Annotated in this window: 14 protein-coding genes and 4 pseudogenes; 8 read left to right on the plus strand and 10 right to left on the minus strand. The window is 58.1% G+C overall.

Features of this window, described 5'->3' with window-relative positions; translation table 11 throughout:
* Window positions 1-369 precede the first annotated feature (369 nt).
* Window positions 370-783: a hypothetical protein gene (locus NWI_RS16110; protein WP_148203894.1), complete on the plus strand. Its 414-nt coding sequence runs from the start codon at window positions 370-372 to the stop codon at window positions 781-783.
* Between the two features lie 417 nt (window positions 784-1,200).
* On the opposite strand, the gene NWI_RS17280 is transcribed toward NWI_RS16110, so the two are convergent.
* From NWI_RS17280 to lpxD, 3 genes are all read right to left on the minus strand, one after another.
* Window positions 1,201-1,338, minus strand: a complete 138-nt coding sequence (locus tag NWI_RS17280; RefSeq protein ID WP_244374941.1) for a hypothetical protein — start codon at window positions 1,336-1,338, stop codon at window positions 1,201-1,203.
* A gap of 89 nt (window positions 1,339-1,427) precedes the next feature.
* Window positions 1,428-2,779, minus strand: a protein-coding gene (locus tag NWI_RS16115; RefSeq protein WP_148203749.1) for an IS3 family transposase whose coding sequence is annotated in 2 segments (ribosomal slippage) — window positions 1,428-2,446 and window positions 2,446-2,779 — 1,353 coding nt in all. Because the reading frame shifts where the segments join, the coding sequence is not laid out codon by codon here.
* A 521-nt stretch (window positions 2,780-3,300) separates the two neighbouring features.
* The gene (gene lpxD / locus NWI_RS16125) at window positions 3,301-4,326 is read right to left on the minus strand and encodes a UDP-3-O-(3-hydroxymyristoyl)glucosamine N-acyltransferase (RefSeq protein WP_011316260.1); all 1,026 of its coding nucleotides are present in this window, start codon (window positions 4,324-4,326) and stop codon (window positions 3,301-3,303) included.
* A 632-nt stretch (window positions 4,327-4,958) separates the two neighbouring features.
* Between lpxD and NWI_RS17775 the strand changes: the two are divergent.
* The 4 genes and pseudogenes from NWI_RS17775 to NWI_RS16145 form a co-directional block, all read left to right on the plus strand.
* Window positions 4,959-5,106: pseudogene (locus NWI_RS17775) on the plus strand (IS110 family transposase); the annotation flags it as partial.
* A 494-nt stretch (window positions 5,107-5,600) separates the two neighbouring features.
* Complete coding sequence (locus NWI_RS16130; RefSeq protein ID WP_041345226.1) at window positions 5,601-5,861, plus strand: hypothetical protein; 261 nt, start codon at window positions 5,601-5,603, stop codon at window positions 5,859-5,861.
* Between the two features lie 360 nt (window positions 5,862-6,221).
* Window positions 6,222-6,584: a DUF768 domain-containing protein gene (locus NWI_RS16135; RefSeq protein WP_187148052.1), complete on the plus strand. Its 363-nt coding sequence runs from the start codon at window positions 6,222-6,224 to the stop codon at window positions 6,582-6,584.
* Between the two features lie 1,217 nt (window positions 6,585-7,801).
* Window positions 7,802-9,153 (plus strand): IS3 family transposase gene (locus NWI_RS16145; RefSeq protein ID WP_148203749.1). Its coding sequence is split into 2 segments (ribosomal slippage): window positions 7,802-8,135 and window positions 8,135-9,153, totalling 1,353 coding nucleotides; the frame shifts between segments, so codons are not numbered across the junction.
* 1,691 nt (window positions 9,154-10,844) lie between these two features.
* On the opposite strand, the gene NWI_RS16150 is transcribed toward NWI_RS16145, so the two are convergent.
* The 3 genes and pseudogenes from NWI_RS16150 to NWI_RS18425 form a co-directional block, all read right to left on the minus strand.
* On the minus strand, window positions 10,845-11,165 hold the full coding sequence (locus NWI_RS16150) for a DUF488 domain-containing protein (protein ID WP_011316266.1): 321 nt from the start codon (window positions 11,163-11,165) through the stop codon (window positions 10,845-10,847).
* Window positions 11,166-11,378: 213 nt separating this feature from the next.
* Window positions 11,379-11,672: pseudogene (locus tag NWI_RS17780) on the minus strand (TrbI/VirB10 family protein); the annotation flags it as partial.
* A 285-nt stretch (window positions 11,673-11,957) separates the two neighbouring features.
* Window positions 11,958-12,455 (minus strand): annotated as a pseudogene (locus NWI_RS18425) (recombinase family protein); the annotation flags it as partial.
* Between the two features lie 147 nt (window positions 12,456-12,602).
* Here NWI_RS18425 and NWI_RS16160 point away from each other — a divergent pair.
* Together NWI_RS16160 and NWI_RS16165 are read left to right on the plus strand one after the other, a co-directional pair.
* Window positions 12,603-12,914 (plus strand): type II toxin-antitoxin system HigB family toxin, encoded by a 312-nt coding sequence (locus NWI_RS16160; protein WP_011316268.1) that lies wholly within the window; start codon window positions 12,603-12,605, stop codon window positions 12,912-12,914.
* The gene (locus NWI_RS16165) at window positions 12,914-13,288 is read left to right on the plus strand and encodes a helix-turn-helix domain-containing protein (protein WP_011316269.1); all 375 of its coding nucleotides are present in this window, start codon (window positions 12,914-12,916) and stop codon (window positions 13,286-13,288) included. The genes NWI_RS16160 and NWI_RS16165 overlap by 1 nt, the downstream gene beginning before the upstream one ends.
* 129 nt (window positions 13,289-13,417) lie before the next feature.
* Here the strand turns inward: NWI_RS16165 and NWI_RS16170 are convergent.
* Both NWI_RS16170 and NWI_RS18075 read right to left on the minus strand, forming a co-directional pair.
* Window positions 13,418-14,769, minus strand: a protein-coding gene (locus NWI_RS16170; protein WP_148203856.1) for an IS3 family transposase whose coding sequence is annotated in 2 segments (ribosomal slippage) — window positions 13,418-14,433 and window positions 14,433-14,769 — 1,353 coding nt in all. Because the reading frame shifts where the segments join, the coding sequence is not laid out codon by codon here.
* A gap of 63 nt (window positions 14,770-14,832) precedes the next feature.
* Window positions 14,833-15,018, minus strand: coding sequence for a hypothetical protein (locus tag NWI_RS18075; RefSeq protein ID WP_041345227.1), 186 nt, complete (start codon window positions 15,016-15,018; stop codon window positions 14,833-14,835).
* A 463-nt stretch (window positions 15,019-15,481) separates the two neighbouring features.
* Between NWI_RS18075 and NWI_RS17310 the strand changes: the two are divergent.
* Window positions 15,482-16,173, plus strand: a pseudogene (locus tag NWI_RS17310) (IS5 family transposase); the annotation flags it as partial.
* Window positions 16,174-16,192: 19 nt separating this feature from the next.
* Here the strand turns inward: NWI_RS17310 and NWI_RS17315 are convergent.
* Together NWI_RS17315 and NWI_RS18430 are read right to left on the minus strand one after the other, a co-directional pair.
* Window positions 16,193-16,768: a helix-turn-helix domain-containing protein gene (locus NWI_RS17315; protein ID WP_081431754.1), complete on the minus strand. Its 576-nt coding sequence runs from the start codon at window positions 16,766-16,768 to the stop codon at window positions 16,193-16,195.
* The gene (locus tag NWI_RS18430; RefSeq protein WP_244374942.1) at window positions 16,765-16,935 is read right to left on the minus strand and encodes a hypothetical protein; all 171 of its coding nucleotides are present in this window, start codon (window positions 16,933-16,935) and stop codon (window positions 16,765-16,767) included. The genes NWI_RS17315 and NWI_RS18430 overlap by 4 nt, the downstream gene beginning before the upstream one ends.
* Window positions 16,936-17,040 lie beyond the last annotated feature (105 nt).

The following is a 17,040-nucleotide window of genomic DNA, read 5'->3' on the forward strand; positions in this document are numbered from 1 at the left end:
ATATGACCATTGCGCGATATCTGCCGATCAACGGCACAGGCTTCAACGCTGTGTCGATCGATCGCTCCGATCGTTTACTACTGAATTGCCAGAACCCCGCGATGAATCCGAAAGTGTTGCGCTAACGCTTTTCGTCTCGGAGCTGCGTGCTTCGCCCCGCCCGGCGGCGTCATAAAGATCACCAGCGACGCCAACGCGGAAGCCCCGCGATAACTTGAACTCGGCCCCTAGTCTTCGAAAGCGGCGGCCCCGACCAAAATCATTTCCGAGCGTCCACAATGTTCCCGCATTCGGGAGCGATTGCAGGTCATGTTTCCAGGTTTGGGAATGGCACTCCCCCGCGCCGGTTGCGCAAAGGACAAGAGAGCCATGACGATTCGACGAGGCTTGCGCGCCGTTCCCTTCCTGGCCTTCGGCGCAGCCAGCATCTGGTGGGCTGCCCGTGCCCCACACGGACGCAAGCCCTTCGCGATCGCATGCGATTTCTCGCTCGACGCCCTTCTTCTTGCGCTAACGAAGTGGCCGCATATGGCGAGCATGGCATTCCTCTATCTGCTTGCTCTCATCGCAACCGGCTTGCAGCGCAGCGTCCTCGCTGCCACCCTCGTATTCGGGGTTGGAGTTGGATGGGAGCTGGCGCAATCGACCGTCATCGGCCACAACGCACGGATTGCAGACCTCCTTCCCAACGCCGCCGCCCTGACTGTGTGCGTCCTCGTTACGAGGATCGGCCAGATGCTGCATAGGAGAATGGCCGGCGCGCGCGCCCTAAACGCCAACTAAAATCACAGGTAGATAACTGGCGATATGGCCTGGCCAACCGATGGCAACACGGTCGTCATCGTCGAGCATGACATGCGCGTTCTGGGTCGTCGATCTTGGGCCTGTTGCAGGGGAGGATGGCGGTCGGGTCATCGCCCGTGGCATTCCCTGTGAAATCGCCGACGCAAAAGACAGCCTGACGGCGCCGTAACTGAAAGCAGCGCTATAGCTGATCAGCAACGCGAAGCAGCTTGTCGCGGCGATGCGACAGGTTCCGTCGACGGTCGTGCAACACCGAACCGCTCCAGCGCGCGTTCATCTCAAACAGTCTTGTGGTGCGGGCGGTCGGTGTCGAGCCGGCACTCTGTCACCAGAACAGGATTTTGAAGCCCAGGACACGAGGCGATGCAGCCGGCGGGGCGCCTCGGGTCGGCCACATCACGTTTCGTGAATGATCTTGCCCATGTCGCTGATGTCATATCCGCCAATGCTCTTGAACTCGTTCTGAAACTTCTCGGAGCGCAGGATTTTGAACATCGTCTGGACGTCAGGCGCATCGACGCGTTCCGTCTTCACCACGAGATCGTAGCGTGTCCGTCGTCAGATAATTTGAGACTGATCAGACATTTCTAGAAGAGAGGCTCTGGTTCATCTGTGGTTAGAGTTTAAGCGGCCTGCAGCTGATGCTGCAAGCGACGGTTTGCGATGGTGTCGCGCTTGATGCGGTGTCGTTCGGCGAGGATTGTCTCAGCCCTGCCGAAGTAGACGTCGGCAGGTGTAACGTTGCCGATGCTCTCGTGGTAGCGGTCATGATTATAGTGTTCGACGAACGCGGCGACCTGACGTTTGAGGTCGTCCGGTAAATAGTAGTTCTCAAGCAGGATGCGGTTCTTCAACGTTTGATGCCAACGCTCGATCTTGCCCTGAGTCTGAGGATGATACGGCGCTCCGCGCACATGCTGCATGTCCTTGGCCCTGAGCCACGTGGCCAGATCATCCGCGACGTAACTCGAACCATTGTCGCTGAGAAGCCGGGGCCGCTGCCTGACGCTGACGTGATCCAGACCAGAGGCGGCCAGTGCCTGATCGAGCGTAGCCGTGACGTCGGAGGCACACATCGTGGGACCTAACCTCCAGGCGACGATGTAGCGCGAGAAGTCGTCGAGCACCGTCGATAGATAGTACCAGCCCCAGCCGGTGATCTTCAGGTAGGTGAAGTCGGTCTGCCAGAGCTGGTTGGCGGCGGTGGTCTTGTCCTTGAACTCGTTCGCCGCCTTGATCACTACATAGGCCGGACTGGTGATGAGGTCGTGCGCCTTCAGCAGCCGATAGACCGAAGCCTCCGAGACAAAGTACTTTCTCTCGTCGGTAAACCGCACGGCGAGCTCTCGCGGCGATAGTTCCGGAAGCTCCAATGCCAGGTCGATGATCTGGCCGCGGACGTCATCCGGGATACGATTCCAGACCCGATCCGGTCGAGAGCGGTGATCTGCCAGGGCCTCAATGCCGCCCGCGCGGTAGCGATCGTACCATCTATAAAACGTGGCGCGGGGGATGCCGAGCTTGTCCAGCGTGCGTTTGGCCGGCAAATGCGACTGCTCCACCAACGCGATGATCTCGGCTTTCTCGGACGCAGGATACCTCATGCCTCGTTCTCCCCATCCCCGTTCATGCTTTTTTTTAGCAGACGGTTCTCCAGGGTGAGATCGGCGACGACTTCCTTCAACGCCGAGGCTTCCCGACGAAGATCTTTCACCTCGCCAGAGGTTGCGGCACGTGCCGTGTCGCCCGCCAACCGGCGCTTGCCGGCTTCCAGGAACTCCTTGGACCAACCGTAATACATCGAGGCGGCGATGCCTTCGCGGCGGCAAAGCTCGGAGATGTTCTCCTCGCCGCGCAGTCCTTCCAGCACGATACGGATCTTCTCCTCCGCCGAATAATGCCGGCGCGTCTGCCGTCGGATGTCCTTCAGCACCTGTTCTGCCGGCGCTTTGCCTGGTCCGGATTTCTGTCTCATCTGCGCTCCAAATTGGCTGCGATGATCCAGAAATCCTCCCTTCCCGAAAACTCCTAAACTGTCTCAAGAGCCCTGACGGCGGACACATGCAGCCTCGAAAGCGCAGCACCTGCGTAAAGAGGCAATGGGGACCCAGCCAGGCGCTCGACGCGACCGGCTTATCCGCAGAGCGCGGCTGGCTGAGACCGCCTCTTGCACGGCCAGGAGGCTATCATCACCGGCTTGGAGACTCCGAAATGACCGCAAAAATGAAACGCTACATTGCATGCCGGGTGGCAACCGCTGTATGTCGTGACAAAGTCGAGACTAATACAAACCGGCGTGACTATTGGCTTGTGGAAGCACAAAAATGGGAAAAGCGCGCCGAGGATTCGGAGAGCGCTGTGGACTCTTATTCAGGCCAACGCTACGCGGATAATTGATCGCCTCAACCATTTCCATCCTCTGAGAGAGGATGCTTGGGGCAAAGGCCAAAGTCGGAATAAGGAACACGGTCTTCACCGTAAGCCGTCGGAAGTTTTTTATTTCTTTTTTGCCAAACGCTTCAGTGCGGCAAACTGACGAAAGAACGCTCGGCTCGGACGAGCGGGAAGTCCTACCCAGCGCTCTCCGGCCGGAATGTCACACATTACTCCGCTCGCACCTCCGATTTGAGCTTTTTCGCCAATTGTGAGATGTGGGGCGATCCCCGCGTGACCACCAATGGCTACAAAATCACCAATAGTTGTCGATCCCGCTATCCCGACCTGGGCTGCGATCACGCAATGCGCGCCAATCGTCACGTTGTGTGCCACTTGAACGAGGTTATCGAGTTTTGTTCCTTCACCGATAACCGTCGCCCGCATCGATCCGCGATCGATCGTGGTGTTGGCGCCAACTTCCACGTCATCTTGGATTATTACACCGCCGACCTGGGGAACTTTGACCCACTTTCCTCCGAGAAACGTGAACCCAAAGCCATCTTGGCCAATGGAGGTGCCGGGATGAATAATAACGCGGTCACCAACAACGGCGTACGCAACCGTGACGTTGGCTCCGATATAGCAATTCCGCCCAATCCTGACACTGGGTCCAATTACTGCATTTGATCCGATACAGGTGAAGCCGCCGATGCGTGCGTTTGGGCCAACGGATGCACCCGGATCAATCGTGACGCCATGTCCTACTATGGCTGACGCATGGATGTTTGCTTTTGAGGAAATCCCATTTGTCCCAAAATTCGACGCAGGAATTGTTGCTTCCGGGTAGAGCAGCGCAAGCACTTGCGCATAAATCGCATAAGGATGCGGAGTTACAAATGAAAAGGTTCCCCCCGGAACGAGTTCTTTGAATCGAGGGGATATGAGGCACGCGCTTGCTCGTGTTACCTTTAGTTCCTCAATATATTTGGTATCGTCCATATAGCAGATTTCGCCAATGCCAGCCGTTGCTAGCGCACCCGCAGCCGATATGGCAAAATCCTCCGTGACAAACGATAAACCGGCAAGGGCAGCTATCTGGCTTGCGGCTACGCTATGGTTCGACAGAAAGAAGGTCTCGCCGGACATGCATATCTCAATCGTTCTGCTGCAGCGCAGCCGATGGGTACATCCTATTCACTTAGGATCGTTTCAAGTCAGCAAGCTTACTATCCAAAAATGATCTCAAGCTCGGTGTTCCGAGAGGCGGCGGCGCCAAAGGTCCGCGCCGCACGTCGCGCAGGCATTTGTTACTTCTTGCGAGTTTTCGCAGCGTCGGATCGCACAAGCCCCTTCAGGCTGGGAGCCGCCGCGATCACCTTCTGTTTTTCTTTCTTCGGCTTCTTTGCTTCACGATTCCCGCGTTGCTCACTTTTAGCCATGGTTCAGTCCTCCGACCCGGCGTGGGCCCTATCACTCACACTAGCACGGACAGGAGCATCCGTTGCAGTTCCTATTCGTTATCGACGAGCGTACCCCGGAACTCCGCTGGCCCATCGATCAATCCTGCTCACTCGCCAAAGCGGCCAAAACCTGAGCCATCCGCCCATAGCGGCTCGCTGTTAGCTGCCCTTTCAGCAAGATGCAGGCAGATCTCTACGTTTTCGCGAAATATGTTTGAATCTTGAGCCATCGCAGACAACACGTGTCAGACAGGATAGTTGCTCCCAGCGTGAACTAGCCGGATGCTCGGCTTGTTCGAGAGCGGCAGTTACCCAACGCACGCACGATCGCTCCTGGCCTGCCCCTATGAGGCAGCGTCGGCGCTGATGACGCGGTTCAAACGCAAGGACAAGGTCAAGACCTGGGGGTCGGCAGATCACCAAACGTTCCTGTCACCGCAAAGCGTGCGTTGCGGTGGCGCGCAAGTTCGTCCACAAAAACACCATAGTTGCGGCCCCGACGCCAGGCATCGAACGCGATCGCGGTTATTACCGAGCAGGACTTTCGCTGTCTTCCTAAACGTCCTGTGATCGCGCCGTAAGCGGTTTCCAGGAACGAAATTTTCTTATTATCGCTTGACCCCATTGCGATCAGGCGTTCGCTCCCTACTTCCTGGACAGGCGTTCGCTCCCTACTTCCTGGACAGGCGTTCGCTCCCTACTTCCTGGAGATGGCCCGGAAGAAGTTCCGACGGAAGTCAAACCCACCTTTCGCGAGAGGTTCGAGAGCGGGAGGTTGGCTTTTCAATTCTGCCATCATTCGTGACTGTTTAGTTCCGCCGATTGTTGTTCCTCTGTTCCTAAGCCCTCGTGGTTCTGGGCGCCGTCATTTGGCGTTGGTGACTTGGATGGAATCTCGCGATCGAGAGTTGCGCGGGATTCTTCTTCGGGCTTTGAGCGCCAACGCGATTGGAGAACGTTATGACCGTCAGATCCCGTACAGACTCCGTCGTTTTCAAACATAGCTTCTGCATCGAAGGCATCGATCGGCCGTTTCCGCCTGGCACCTATGAGGTTGTAACCGACGAGGAGGAAATCGAAGGCTTGTCATTCCTCGCGTTCCGCCGGATTGCGACGTCCTTCAGAGCCACCGATTCGCGCAGAGCGCGTTTAACGACCGAGTCGTTCGATATTGATCCTGATGATCTGAAAGAAGCGTTGCGAATAGACGCGGTAGCCTAACTACGCGATGGCTTGTCCGCATAACGGGTCCCCTAAACGGCTGAGAATAGGGATATCGGAGTTGTTTGATCATGAATCGCGATAATGAAGTTAGCCCAGGCGGTGTGCCCCCAGTCAGGAACGCACCAGATATCGAGAAGCTTTTAACGGTCCATGATTTGGTGGCGGAGCTAAGCCAGTGGAACGGTGATGACCAAGTGGTGTTCCGATCGACCTCAGATGGCGGCGCGCTGCGATTCTATTGTTTTCGATCACCCGAGGCCGGAATCCTCGAGATAAATCTCAACGACGACTAGCATCAGGATAGGCGATAGCGGTGCGCTGTACGCTTGATCGCCTAATTAACGGATGGAGGACGCTTTGGGCGATAAGGTTCGTACATTCGTAGACTTTTGGATTCAGTCTCATATCCGCGCCGAGGGCTATCAGGCGAAAGGGGACACCAGGCTCGCTAGCGCGCTAGCTCGCAAGTGCATTGAGATGGCTCAAACGGAAGGCATATCAGCTAGCGATATCGAAGCTGAGTTCGGTGATATCATCGAGTACGTTCACTGGCAGATCAAACGCGTAAACGACGATTTGGCCATGAGCGTGAGGGATGTCGATCGAGCAAGTATCCGACGTATCGATCAACAGCTGGAAGAAGGGTTGATCGACTCCTTTCCGGCATCGGATCCCGTAAGTGTGACGCAGCCCAGCAAGTCCAGATACGAAGCGCGCTAACCATAAAATCTCTCGATGGTTCGGCGCAGTGCATTATCAGCTGAAGGGTGTCCAATGACTTCTGTGCGCAAAACTATCCTGGCATTAACTGTCGGAACCAGCGCTTTAGTCCTTACGTCCTTGACGGCTTCGGCGGGGATCGTTTGTTCCGAAAACGTGTGCTGGCACACACCGGATCATTACAGCTACCCGCCGGACGCCAGGGTCGTCATTCACGACGATAGCTGGCGCGCCGACCCGCATGTCGTCTTCCGCGAACATGAGGGGCGAGGTTACTGGAGGGGCGACGAATGGGTGACTTGGTAACAAGTCTTCAACAGCCGTGAGAAATGGCCTTCGCTTGGTGAACGAGCTCCGAGTTGAAAGGGCTGATAGATCGCTAGCCTCGGCGAACGCTTTCAACACCACCGCCTCGCTGAACTCAGTCACGGCCGGATCGCCTGTTCGGCTGAACGCCACTGCTCCGACGTTGCCACTGACGCGTGATAACTGTTCCGCCTTACGGATCGCAGCGTGGGAGCTTTGACATTCTGCGGCTTCACCTGGTGCAATGCTGTATTCTGCGGCGATGACGGGCAGAGCGACATAATAAGTCACATCAACCATCACGGTCTCCTTTGTAACAACCTCTCCCACCCCGGCCAGTACCCATTAACTTCATGCCTTCCCGTTCGATGGGGGCAAGTGTTATCGAGCAATCGTTGGCCAACGTCTTTCCAGATGGCATGTGGACCGTAAGCACGCACCGCATCCGCCTTCTGCTTATCGGAAAGCCCACGGCACGTTCGCCGCGTCGGTTGCTTTGCTGTCAGCACATTGTGGAAATCCGTGCCGGAGCGCCTCGTGTAGGTCCGCACTGAACGTTGTCAGCCGCGCGATGAGGCCTTGTATCGGGTAGACTTTGCTGCCACTTGTAAAGTGGTAGCTGCGTTTATTTGGCTGCAGCCCTGAAGCGACCTGATGAATGGCTGGTGGGACGCCCTCCCATTCGCGCTCTGCCGGTGTGTCAGGCAACCCTATTCAGTAGCGACGTGTCGAGCGACCTGTCGCCGGAGATGCTTCACAACGCGTTGCGTGAAGTCGACGATGAGCGGTTTATACGGACCAAGATTCGCGCTAACGACACCACGTTTGTCCGCCGTCAGGGCTCTTGAGACAGTTTAGGAGTTTTCGGGAAGGGAGGATTTCTGGATCATCGCAGCCAATTTGGAGCGCAGATGAGACAGAAATCCGGACCAGGCAAAGCGCCGGCAGAACAGGTGCTGAAGGACATCCGACGGCAGACGCGCCGGCATTATTCGGCGGAGGAGAAGATCCGTATCGTGCTGGAAGGACTGCGCGGCGAGGAGAACATCTCCGAGCTTTGCCGCCGCGAAGGCATCGCCGCCTCGATGTATTACGGTTGGTCCAAGGAGTTCCTGGAAGCCGGCAAGCGCCGGTTGGCGGGCGACACGGCACGTGCCGCAACCTCTGGCGAGGTGAAAGATCTTCGTCGGGAAGCCTCGGCGTTGAAGGAAGTCGTCGCCGATCTCACCCTGGAGAACCGTCTGCTAAAAAAAAGCATGAACGGGGATGGGGAGAACGAGGCATGAGGTATCCTGCGTCCGAGAAAGCCGAGATCATCGCGTTGGTGGAGCAGTCGCATTTGCCGGCCAAACGCACGCTGGACAAGCTCGGCATCCCCCGCGCCACGTTTTATAGATGGTACGATCGCTACCGCGCGGGCGGCATTGAGGCCCTGGCAGATCACCGCTCTCGACCGGATCGGGTCTGGAATCGTATCCCGGATGACGTCCGCGGCCAGATCATCGACCTGGCATTGGAGCTTCCGGAACTATCGCCGCGAGAGCTCGCCGTGCGGTTTACCGACGAGAGAAAGTACTTTGTCTCGGAGGCTTCGGTCTATCGGCTGCTGAAGGCGCACGACCTCATCACCAGTCCGGCCTATGTAGTGATCAAGGCGGCGAACGAGTTCAAGGACAAGACCACCGCCGCCAACCAGCTCTGGCAGACCGACTTCACCTACCTGAAGATCACCGGCTGGGGCTGGTACTATCTATCGACGGTGCTCGACGACTTCTCGCGCTACATCGTCGCCTGGAGGTTAGGTCCCACGATGTGTGCCTCCGACGTCACGGCTACGCTCGATCAGGCACTGGCCGCCTCTGGTCTGGATCACGTCAGCGTCAGGCAGCGGCCCCGGCTTCTCAGCGACAATGGTTCGAGTTACGTCGCGGATGATCTGGCCACGTGGCTCAGGGCCAAGGACATGCAGCATGTGCGCGGAGCGCCGTATCATCCTCAGACTCAGGGCAAGATCGAGCGTTGGCATCAAACGTTGAAGAACCGCATCCTGCTTGAGAACTACTATTTACCGGACGACCTCAAACGTCAGGTCGCCGCGTTCGTCGAACACTATAATCATGACCGCTACCACGAGAGCATCGGCAACGTTACACCTGCCGACGTCTACTTCGGCAGGGCTGAGACAATCCTCGCCGAACGACACCGCATCAAGCGCGACACCATCGCAAACCGTCGCTTGCAGCATCAGCTGCAGGCCGCTTAAACTCTAACCACAGATGAACCAGAGCCTCTCTTCTAGAAATGTCTGATCAGTCTCAAATTATCTGACGACGGACAACGCAACCAAATGACACCCCGATGACGCAACCCAAAGTCAGGTTAAGCGGAAGAAAAAATAGCCCTGCCCCGGCGGGAGAGTTCCATCACAGAGGCTGCCCAATGAGGCGGCCTCTGTATTAGGTTCCTTTGTCTTTCTGCTCTTGGATACGAGAAGGCTTCGATCGTTTGACTTTTCCCAAAGCAAGTTCAGCGCTGCCGTAATTGCCCAATCAGATTTGACCGTCAGTCGTTTACGAAAACGACCTAAGCGTTTCGTGCCTGCCAAGACGTAGGTGTGATATTTGCTCATTATCTCGGTGTCTGAAGGCCTGGGGACGACAGCCACTGGTCGATGTGCGACGCTGTTTCAGCCTGGCGTGCCTTTCGGATTAGCCGCTCTCGCTCAACGCCGGGCTGAGTACCGCGCGCCTCTTTACGTAGACGCTGAGCTTCATCGTTGAGACGTTGATAGAGCGATTTTGGATTCGGTAGAAAGCGAGATCGAGTCCGCATGGCGTGGCTCCTTTGTTAGCAGAAAGCGGAAGCGCAACGCTCTCAGTCACCGATAAATGCGGAGGACCGGACTGCGAAGCGAGGGTGAGCACTCATAACGGCGCAAGCGCCGTCATCAGGGGAGGATTTGATACGTTAGCCGCACCAAACTTATGCTTCGGTCGTCCACCGAGTATTGCACTTAGAACAGTGCCATTCGTTGGTGACTACATGAGGCGAATATTGCGAGTTCACCGGTGCTGTTACAGCATTCCCACAAGCGCAGGTATCAGTCCCCTCGGGGCGCGATCTTCGGATGGGTATCTCACGAGCGACGCGACTTGCCCATCTGCGCTCTGAACTCCTCTGAAGATGAATCGGATAGACCATGGCGTACATAGCTTGCTCCCTTTGTGGGCAAGAGCACAGGAGCGTCTCTCTATCGCCAGCGCCGATTATGATTTTAGTGTCTGGCGATTGCTCTCATATAGGCAGTTCAACTGAACATAACCAGAGCCATGCAACTGAAACCTAAAAAGAAAAGGAAGTCTCATGGTTGAGTTTGGCGGGCAGACGCGCCGTCGCGCAAGGCTGCACTCATTGCTCTAGTAAAAAATGTAAATAATCCTCATTTGGAAGAGCAACCTTATGTCAGTTGGGAGCTTGGCTATTGGGTGTTTTCCCATGACACCCCGCCTGTGGCGGCCTCGGCATTTGCAGGCTGCCGGGGCCGTCGCTTGGTCTCGTAGAGTCCACTCCGAAAGGCTTTCTCCGCGCCCCCTGTGATAGACTGACCTCAAGACAGGAGGAGGCAAGTCATGACAGAGCGCCGCGAACTATATCGAAGCCCGAATGGAGATTCCTGGTACTTGGGTCGCGAACCTACGGACGGGCATGCCTTTATCATCCACCAGCCCAATTCCCCTTCCGGCGGGCGGTTGTCGCACATTGAACTGGGAGCGTTCCTCCGGAGTGGAAAGGGTCCAGAACAGCAAGCATTGCTCCGTTTGATCGGCACACTCGTTGAAGTGCCACCATACGCCTGATCAGGCGCTATGCGTATCCAGCGAAGTTATTATGAGCGACGCGCTTCTGCCAACCCATCCGAACAAGCGTCTCCACTGCATGAGAGAACTCTGCAGTCTACATGTAATCGGCGAAGCCTCGGAAACTCTTGTTGCGCCAACCGTCATTCGGAGAATCCTTGCGCGCGCGCCGCAAGCCGCCCAACGCCCCCATATGGGCATACTCGATGTGGGCCGCCCCAAGACTTCCGGCGAGCGCGTCGCTCCCGAACTGCGGATTGTGTCGTGAACCCGGCATCGTGCGGATATCGATCAGTTGTTCGATGCCGTAGATTTTCAGCAATTCGACGAAACGCTCGATCGGCAAAGTCGAATGTCCGACGGTGAGGATCGTGCTTTTCGGCCAATGTACATCCTGTGGCAGAATATAGTCGCTCATGATGAAAATCGCGATAAAGTCTGCTCATTAGACAAATCCAGCCCATCCTAGCGCAATCGATTTCGTGAGGCGACCACGGCTGCCAGCATCCGGACCCCGCGCGATCAGCATCGATTCGCTGCCGCATAATCGATAACCAGGCTGGCGTAGTTCCGATCATACGCTCCCAACGTCGGTAGACTCTGCAATAGGATCGTTCAGTTGTCGGCACTTTCGCGTGGTGCGCGCGGCCTCTTCCTCAGCCCGACGGCGTTGTTCGGCCTCATCCACCGTGGGCGTGGCGATGGTTGGCGGGACGACAGGCCGCCCCCTATTCTGTGCATCAACGATCGGACGCCCGAGATCGCCCGGCAACGGCGGGCCAAGAACAGGCCCGGTATAGTCGCGCGGCAGGCCGGCGAGCCCGTCGGCGGGTTGCCGGTTGGTGGTGGAGTAAAGCTCCTGACCACTCTTGCCGGCGTCGCGCGTCTGGATCGCGTAGATCAGCGCCCCACCGACGCCAAGCGACGGTCGAGGCGGATGCATATGGTGCATGGGACCGACGCCGAAGGTCCCGCCGGCCTTGGTCCGGTAGCCATGGCTGTTGAGCCATTTGACCAGTTGCTTGATACCGAGCGGCGGAGTGCGAGTTTCGGAATCGCCTTCCGCATAGAGGCGGAAGATCAGCCGGACGGTCTCGGCCTCGACAGGATCGATGGCGAGGTGTTTCTTGATCTTCTGCCCGCGCCGTTCCGCCTCGACAATAGTGTAACCCAGTGGCGGTGAGGCACCGTTCCAAAAGCCTTGTTTGGCGTTCTCCTTCATCGCCCTGGTGACATTCTTGCCGTTTTCCTTCGAGGTGTACTCGTCGAAGATGCCGATGATCTGACGCATCATCTCTTGCGACGGATCGGTGCCGGTCGGCTGCGTCATGGAGACAACCTCGACACCGTGACGGCGAAGCTTGCGGATCGTCAGTTCCATCGTGGCCCCGTCGCGGAAAAACCGCGAAAAGGAGTGCACGACGATGACATCATAAGGGTGATCGGCATCGCAGGCGCGTTCCAGCATCGCCTGAAACACCGGCCGTCGATCGTCGGTGGCGCTCGCTCCGGGCTCGACATATTCATCGACGACGGACCAGCCGTTCGACAGGCAATGCCGCGTGGTCAGATCGCGCTGCGAGGGGATCGATACCTCGCCTTCCGCCTGCCGCCCGGTCGAGACACGCAGATAGACGGCGGTGCGCAGCGGTGCGGGGCAGTCCGTCGCGGCAAGATTTGTTCGTGAATGCAGATTCCGGGCAATCAATGCATCGCCTCGATCTATCCGCCGGTCATATCGGTGTATGAAGATTACAGTCCGGCAGTTGTTTCCAGTGCTTTACTTTTACATCTTTTTTCCCAAAAATGGAAACGCTATCTTCCATTTCCTGGAAATCTGCGCTAGTATCCGCCCATGCTGGTGATCGGCACGGACATTGTTGAACAATATTTTGCCGAACGGTCCGGTCATCGAGGTATTGATGCGGCGCGCTCTCAATACAGAGCGTGGCTTGCGATTGCAGGAGCTTCGGATTGGCGGACGCCGCAGGACGTGAAGCGTTCGCACCCCAAGGCGAGCATCCTGAAAGGCGGACGGGTGGTATTCAATATCAAGGCCAATGACTTCCGGCTGATAGCCTTGATGCAGTATCGTGATGGTGTGGTGATGATCCGCTTTTTCGGCAGCCATGAAGAATATGACAAGGTGAATGCGGAGACGGTGTGATGAAGGCAACTTTGATCGTTATCCAGAACCAGGCCGATCATGAGGCGGCCAAGGCCCTTGTCGGCAAGCTGATCCAATCAAGCGATGCCGCCGATCGTGCGCGCATGGTGGCGCAATCGCGCCTTATCGAAGCCTATGAACGTACACGCTGGCCGCGCAAAGCGCCGCCATTGCCTGATTTGCTGAGCTATCTGGTGGAGCAACATGGTTTGACGCGTGCCGATCTTGTGCCGCTTCTGGGCACGGCGAGCCGCGTTAGCGAAGTGATGTCCGGCAAGCGCGAATTGAGCATGACGATGGTGAAGCGTCTGCGCGAACGTTTCCATATTCCTGCCGACTTGCTGATTTCGGCAAGCGAGAGTGTCGCAGCCTAGGTGGAAAAGGATTCGAGCGCGCTCCGGTAAAGCAGTGCGCGAACGGGATTGATGGGTGTCCGTCGTCAGATGAATTGAGACTGTTCCGGGGTCACGGGAACGGAGGTTCTGGCTCATCTGGGTTTGAGGTTAGGCGGCCTGCAGGTGATGCTGCAAGCGTCTTTGGTGGATGGTCTGGCGTTTGATCCTTTCGCGTTCGGTGAGGATGGTCTGCCCGCGGCCGAAGTAGACGTCAGCGGGCGTGAGATTATCGATGCTCTCGTGATAGCGGCCGTGATTGTAGTGCTCGACGAAGGCCGCGACCTGCCGTTCAAGGTCGCCGGGCAGATAGTAGTTTTCCAGCAGGATGCGGTTCTTCAGGGTCTGATGCCAGCGCTCGATCTTGCCCTGCGTCTGGGGATGATACGGCGCGCCGCGAACGTGTTTCATGCCCTTGCCGTCGAGCCAGGTAGCGAGTTCGGCCGAGATGTATGAGGCGCCGTTGTCGCTCAACAGCCTCGGCCGATGCGCGACCGTGATCTGGTCGAGCCCCGATGCCGCCAGAGCCAGATCGAGCGTGGCGGTGACGTCATCCGCCCGCATCGTGGCGCAGAGCTTCCAGGCGACGATGAAGCGGGAGAAGTCGTCGAGCACGGTCGAGAGATAATACCAGCCCCAACCCGTGATCTTCAGGTAGGTGAAGTCGGTTTGCCAGAGCTGGTTGGGCGCTGTCGTCTTGTCCTTGAACTCAGACGCCGCCTTGATGACGATATAGGCTGGGCTGGTGATGAGATCATGAGCCTTCAGCAGCCGATATACCGACGCCTCCGAGACAAAGTAGCGCTTCTCGTCGGTGAAGCGCACCGCCAGCTCGCGCGGGCTCAGCTCCGTTTCGCGCAGCGCCAGCTCGACGATCTCGGCCCGGATTGGGTCAGGAATCCGGTTCCAGACACGATCCGGCCGCGAGCGATGATCGGCCAGAGCCTCGATCCCACCGGTGAGATAGCGATCGTACCAGCGATAGAACGTGGCGCGCGGGATGCCGAGCTTGTCCAGGGTTCGCCGTGCCGGCAGATGCGAGGCCTCGACCAGGCGAATGATCTCGGCCTTTTCGGATGCAGGATACCTCATGTGTCGTCCTCCCCATCCGCGAGCATGCTTTTTTTCAGCAGGCGGTTTTCCAGGGTGAGATCGGCCACGGCCTCCTTCAGGGCCTGCGCCTCACGGCGCAGCTCTTTCACCTCGTCCGACGTCGCGGCGCGGGCCGTGTCACCAGCGAGACGGCGCTTGCCGGCGTCGAGGAACTCCTTCGACCAGCCGTAATACATCGACGAGGCGATCCCCTCGCGCCGACACAGCTCGGCGATGCTCTCCTCGCCGCGCACGCCTTCCAGCACGATGCGGGTCTTCTCTTCAGCCGAGAACTGCCGGCGCGTTGCCCGGCGGATGTCCTTCACGACCTGCTCTGCCGGTGCTTTCTCCGGCCCGGATTTCTGTCTCATCTGCGCTCCAAATTGGCTGCGATGATCCAGAAATCCTCCCTTCCCGAAAACTCCTAAACTGTCTCAAGAGCCCTGACGGCGGACACTGACGATGAACCGTTCGTCATCATCGCCACCGATCGAGCGGTTTGCGTAGAATGTTAGGCGAACCACGTCGGCCCCGATGAAATCAACACCGGCAACACCATCGCAGAAGACGTCTGGCACTCGATCCGGATCAAGATAGCTATCGCGAGGGAAGCGCGTCATTCGAAGACCCCTCCCCTCTGGATACCGAGCACGCCCCGTTGCTGCCGCAAGCGCAGCGGTCGACACCGCAATTTCCGGCTTCGTTGAGGAAAACAATTCCGTCATCGACGAACCGGCGCACCGCGGGAATCAGAGCGATGCCCGACGTGCCCATCAATATTTCGATCGATCGAGTTAGTCGCTCGCAAGCATTGGAGAGGCGAATCGTGGCCCGCTCCCATGCGATCACGACTTCGGGCGGTTCTGCGCGGGAACGGCCCGAAGGAGCAGCCTGTTCCGACGCGTCACAGGCTGCTCCTTCAACAGTCGAAGGCTGCGGTACCGGTGCAGCATTGCACTGGCCTACCTGTGCCCGCTGGGCACAGGTAGGAACCGCCAGCTTAGGTCGGATCGACATTCAGGATTCCCAGGCGGTCTGATCGCTGATTCATAGGGTTCCGTGATTCTGACACGGAGCTGCACGATGGGGATCAAGCGGTATGAGCTGAGCGATCATCAGTGGGCGAAGATTGCACCGTTGCTGCCAGGCAAGGCCTCTGATCCGGGACGGACGGGATCGGATAATCGGTTGTTTGTGAACGGCTGCCTGTGGGTGCTGCGATCCGGCGCGCACTGGTGTGACCTGCCGGAGCGCTATGGTCGCTGGAAGACGGTGCATCGGCGGTTCAGCAGGTGGTGCCATGCCGGTGTGTGGGAACGGGTGTTCTCCACCCTGACAGCCGATCGCGACAACCAGTATCTGATGCTCGACTCAACCATCGTTCGAGCCCATCAGCAGGCGGCTACCGGAAAAGGGGGGCCAAGGATCAGGCGCTGGGGCGTTCCCGAGGTGGACTGACCACCAAGGTCCACATGCTCGCCGATGCGCTGGGCCGACCCTTGCGTTTCATCGTCACCGCCGGGCAGGTCGGAGACATCACACAAGCCCCCGCGCTGCTCGAAGCCCAGGCCGGGGACGCCGTGCTGGCCGACAAGGCTTATGACAGCAACGCCTTGCGTGCACTCATCGCCGGCATGGGCGCCGAAGCGGTGATCCCCTCAAACAGGACGCGCAAAATCATCATCCCGCATGACGCCGGTCTCTACAAGCACCGCAACCGCATCGAGCGCTGCTTCAACCGTCTCAAGCACTTCCGCCGTTTCGCCACCCGCTACGACAGGCGAACCGTTCACTTCACGGGCTTCGTTCACCTGGCCGCAGCCCTGATCTGGCTGCCGCGATGCGGTTCTGAATTACTTCAGGACCATCGGATCGGACCGATGACCTGCTCGCAGGATGCATGGCTGATCGCTGCGTCGCTTCCTTCCCATTGCCAGACCGACTGAGGTTCTCCACAGGAGGCGGTGGTGAAGAGGGTAAGGGAGAAGTGATGGTTCTATGATGGTTCATAGATGTGCGATGAGTCGCACAATTCGATGTGCGATCGGCGCACATCAAAGCCTCGGATTGAGCACCGGTTTGATGTGCGTCCGTCGCACATCTACTCATGCATAGCTCGTAAGTGTGGACCCGCTTTCGAAGACCGCCGGCGGCCCTAATCACCTTGATGAATCCGCTCTCCTCGAGCGCCTTGACGTGGCGAAGTACGGTCTCGCGCCGGCATGATGCCTCGCGGCCAATCGTCGCCATGGATGGCCAGCACCGCCCGGTGACGTGGTCGGCGTGGTTCGCAAGTGAGATCAGGACCAGTTTGGAGCGCGGGTCATTGATGTGCTGCTCGAGCGCCCAGGCAACCGCTTGGATGCTCATTCGCTCGACTCCCCGCACGCGGGAGCGAAAAGCTCTTCAAGGAACCGTTTGCGGACGTCCGGCGCGGCGGAGCGCCAGGCGTCGCGCAGCGGCTGCAGAGCATCCGCAACGCCGGCGGCTCGCGCCATGCCGTCGCGAATTCGCTGGCGCACCGCCGGGTCCGCCATGCGAATCTTCGTCTCTTCGCTAACCCTTGCCCGCTCGGCTGGATCAGCCCACCGTGCGCGGTTTCTTTCCGCGATTTTCGCCTTAGCTTCGGGCGAGTGCTTCCA

The sequence above is a fragment of the Nitrobacter winogradskyi Nb-255 genome, from assembly GCF_000012725.1.
Taxonomy (GTDB): domain Bacteria; phylum Pseudomonadota; class Alphaproteobacteria; order Rhizobiales; family Xanthobacteraceae; genus Nitrobacter; species Nitrobacter winogradskyi.

Bases quoted from the DNA above. Each gene is read 5' to 3' on its own strand.
- NWI_RS16110 (WP_148203894.1), top strand. From the start codon at position 370: ATGACGATTCGACGAGGCTTGCGCGCCGTTCCCTTCCTGGCCTTCGGC.
- lpxD (WP_011316260.1), bottom strand. From the start codon at position 4,326: ATGTCCGGCGAGACCTTCTTTCTGTCGAACCATAGCGTAGCCGCAAGC.
- NWI_RS16130 (WP_041345226.1), top strand. From the start codon at position 5,601: ATGACCGTCAGATCCCGTACAGACTCCGTCGTTTTCAAACATAGCTTC.
- NWI_RS16150 (WP_011316266.1), bottom strand. From the start codon at position 11,165: ATGAGCGACTATATTCTGCCACAGGATGTACATTGGCCGAAAAGCACG.
- NWI_RS16160 (WP_011316268.1), top strand. From the start codon at position 12,603: ATGCTGGTGATCGGCACGGACATTGTTGAACAATATTTTGCCGAACGG.
- NWI_RS16165 (WP_011316269.1), top strand. From the start codon at position 12,914: ATGAAGGCAACTTTGATCGTTATCCAGAACCAGGCCGATCATGAGGCG.
- NWI_RS18075 (WP_041345227.1), bottom strand. From the start codon at position 15,018: ATGACGCGCTTCCCTCGCGATAGCTATCTTGATCCGGATCGAGTGCCA.
- NWI_RS17315 (WP_081431754.1), bottom strand. From the start codon at position 16,768: ATGAGCATCCAAGCGGTTGCCTGGGCGCTCGAGCAGCACATCAATGAC.
- NWI_RS18430 (WP_244374942.1), bottom strand. From the start codon at position 16,935: ATGGCGGACCCGGCGGTGCGCCAGCGAATTCGCGACGGCATGGCGCGA.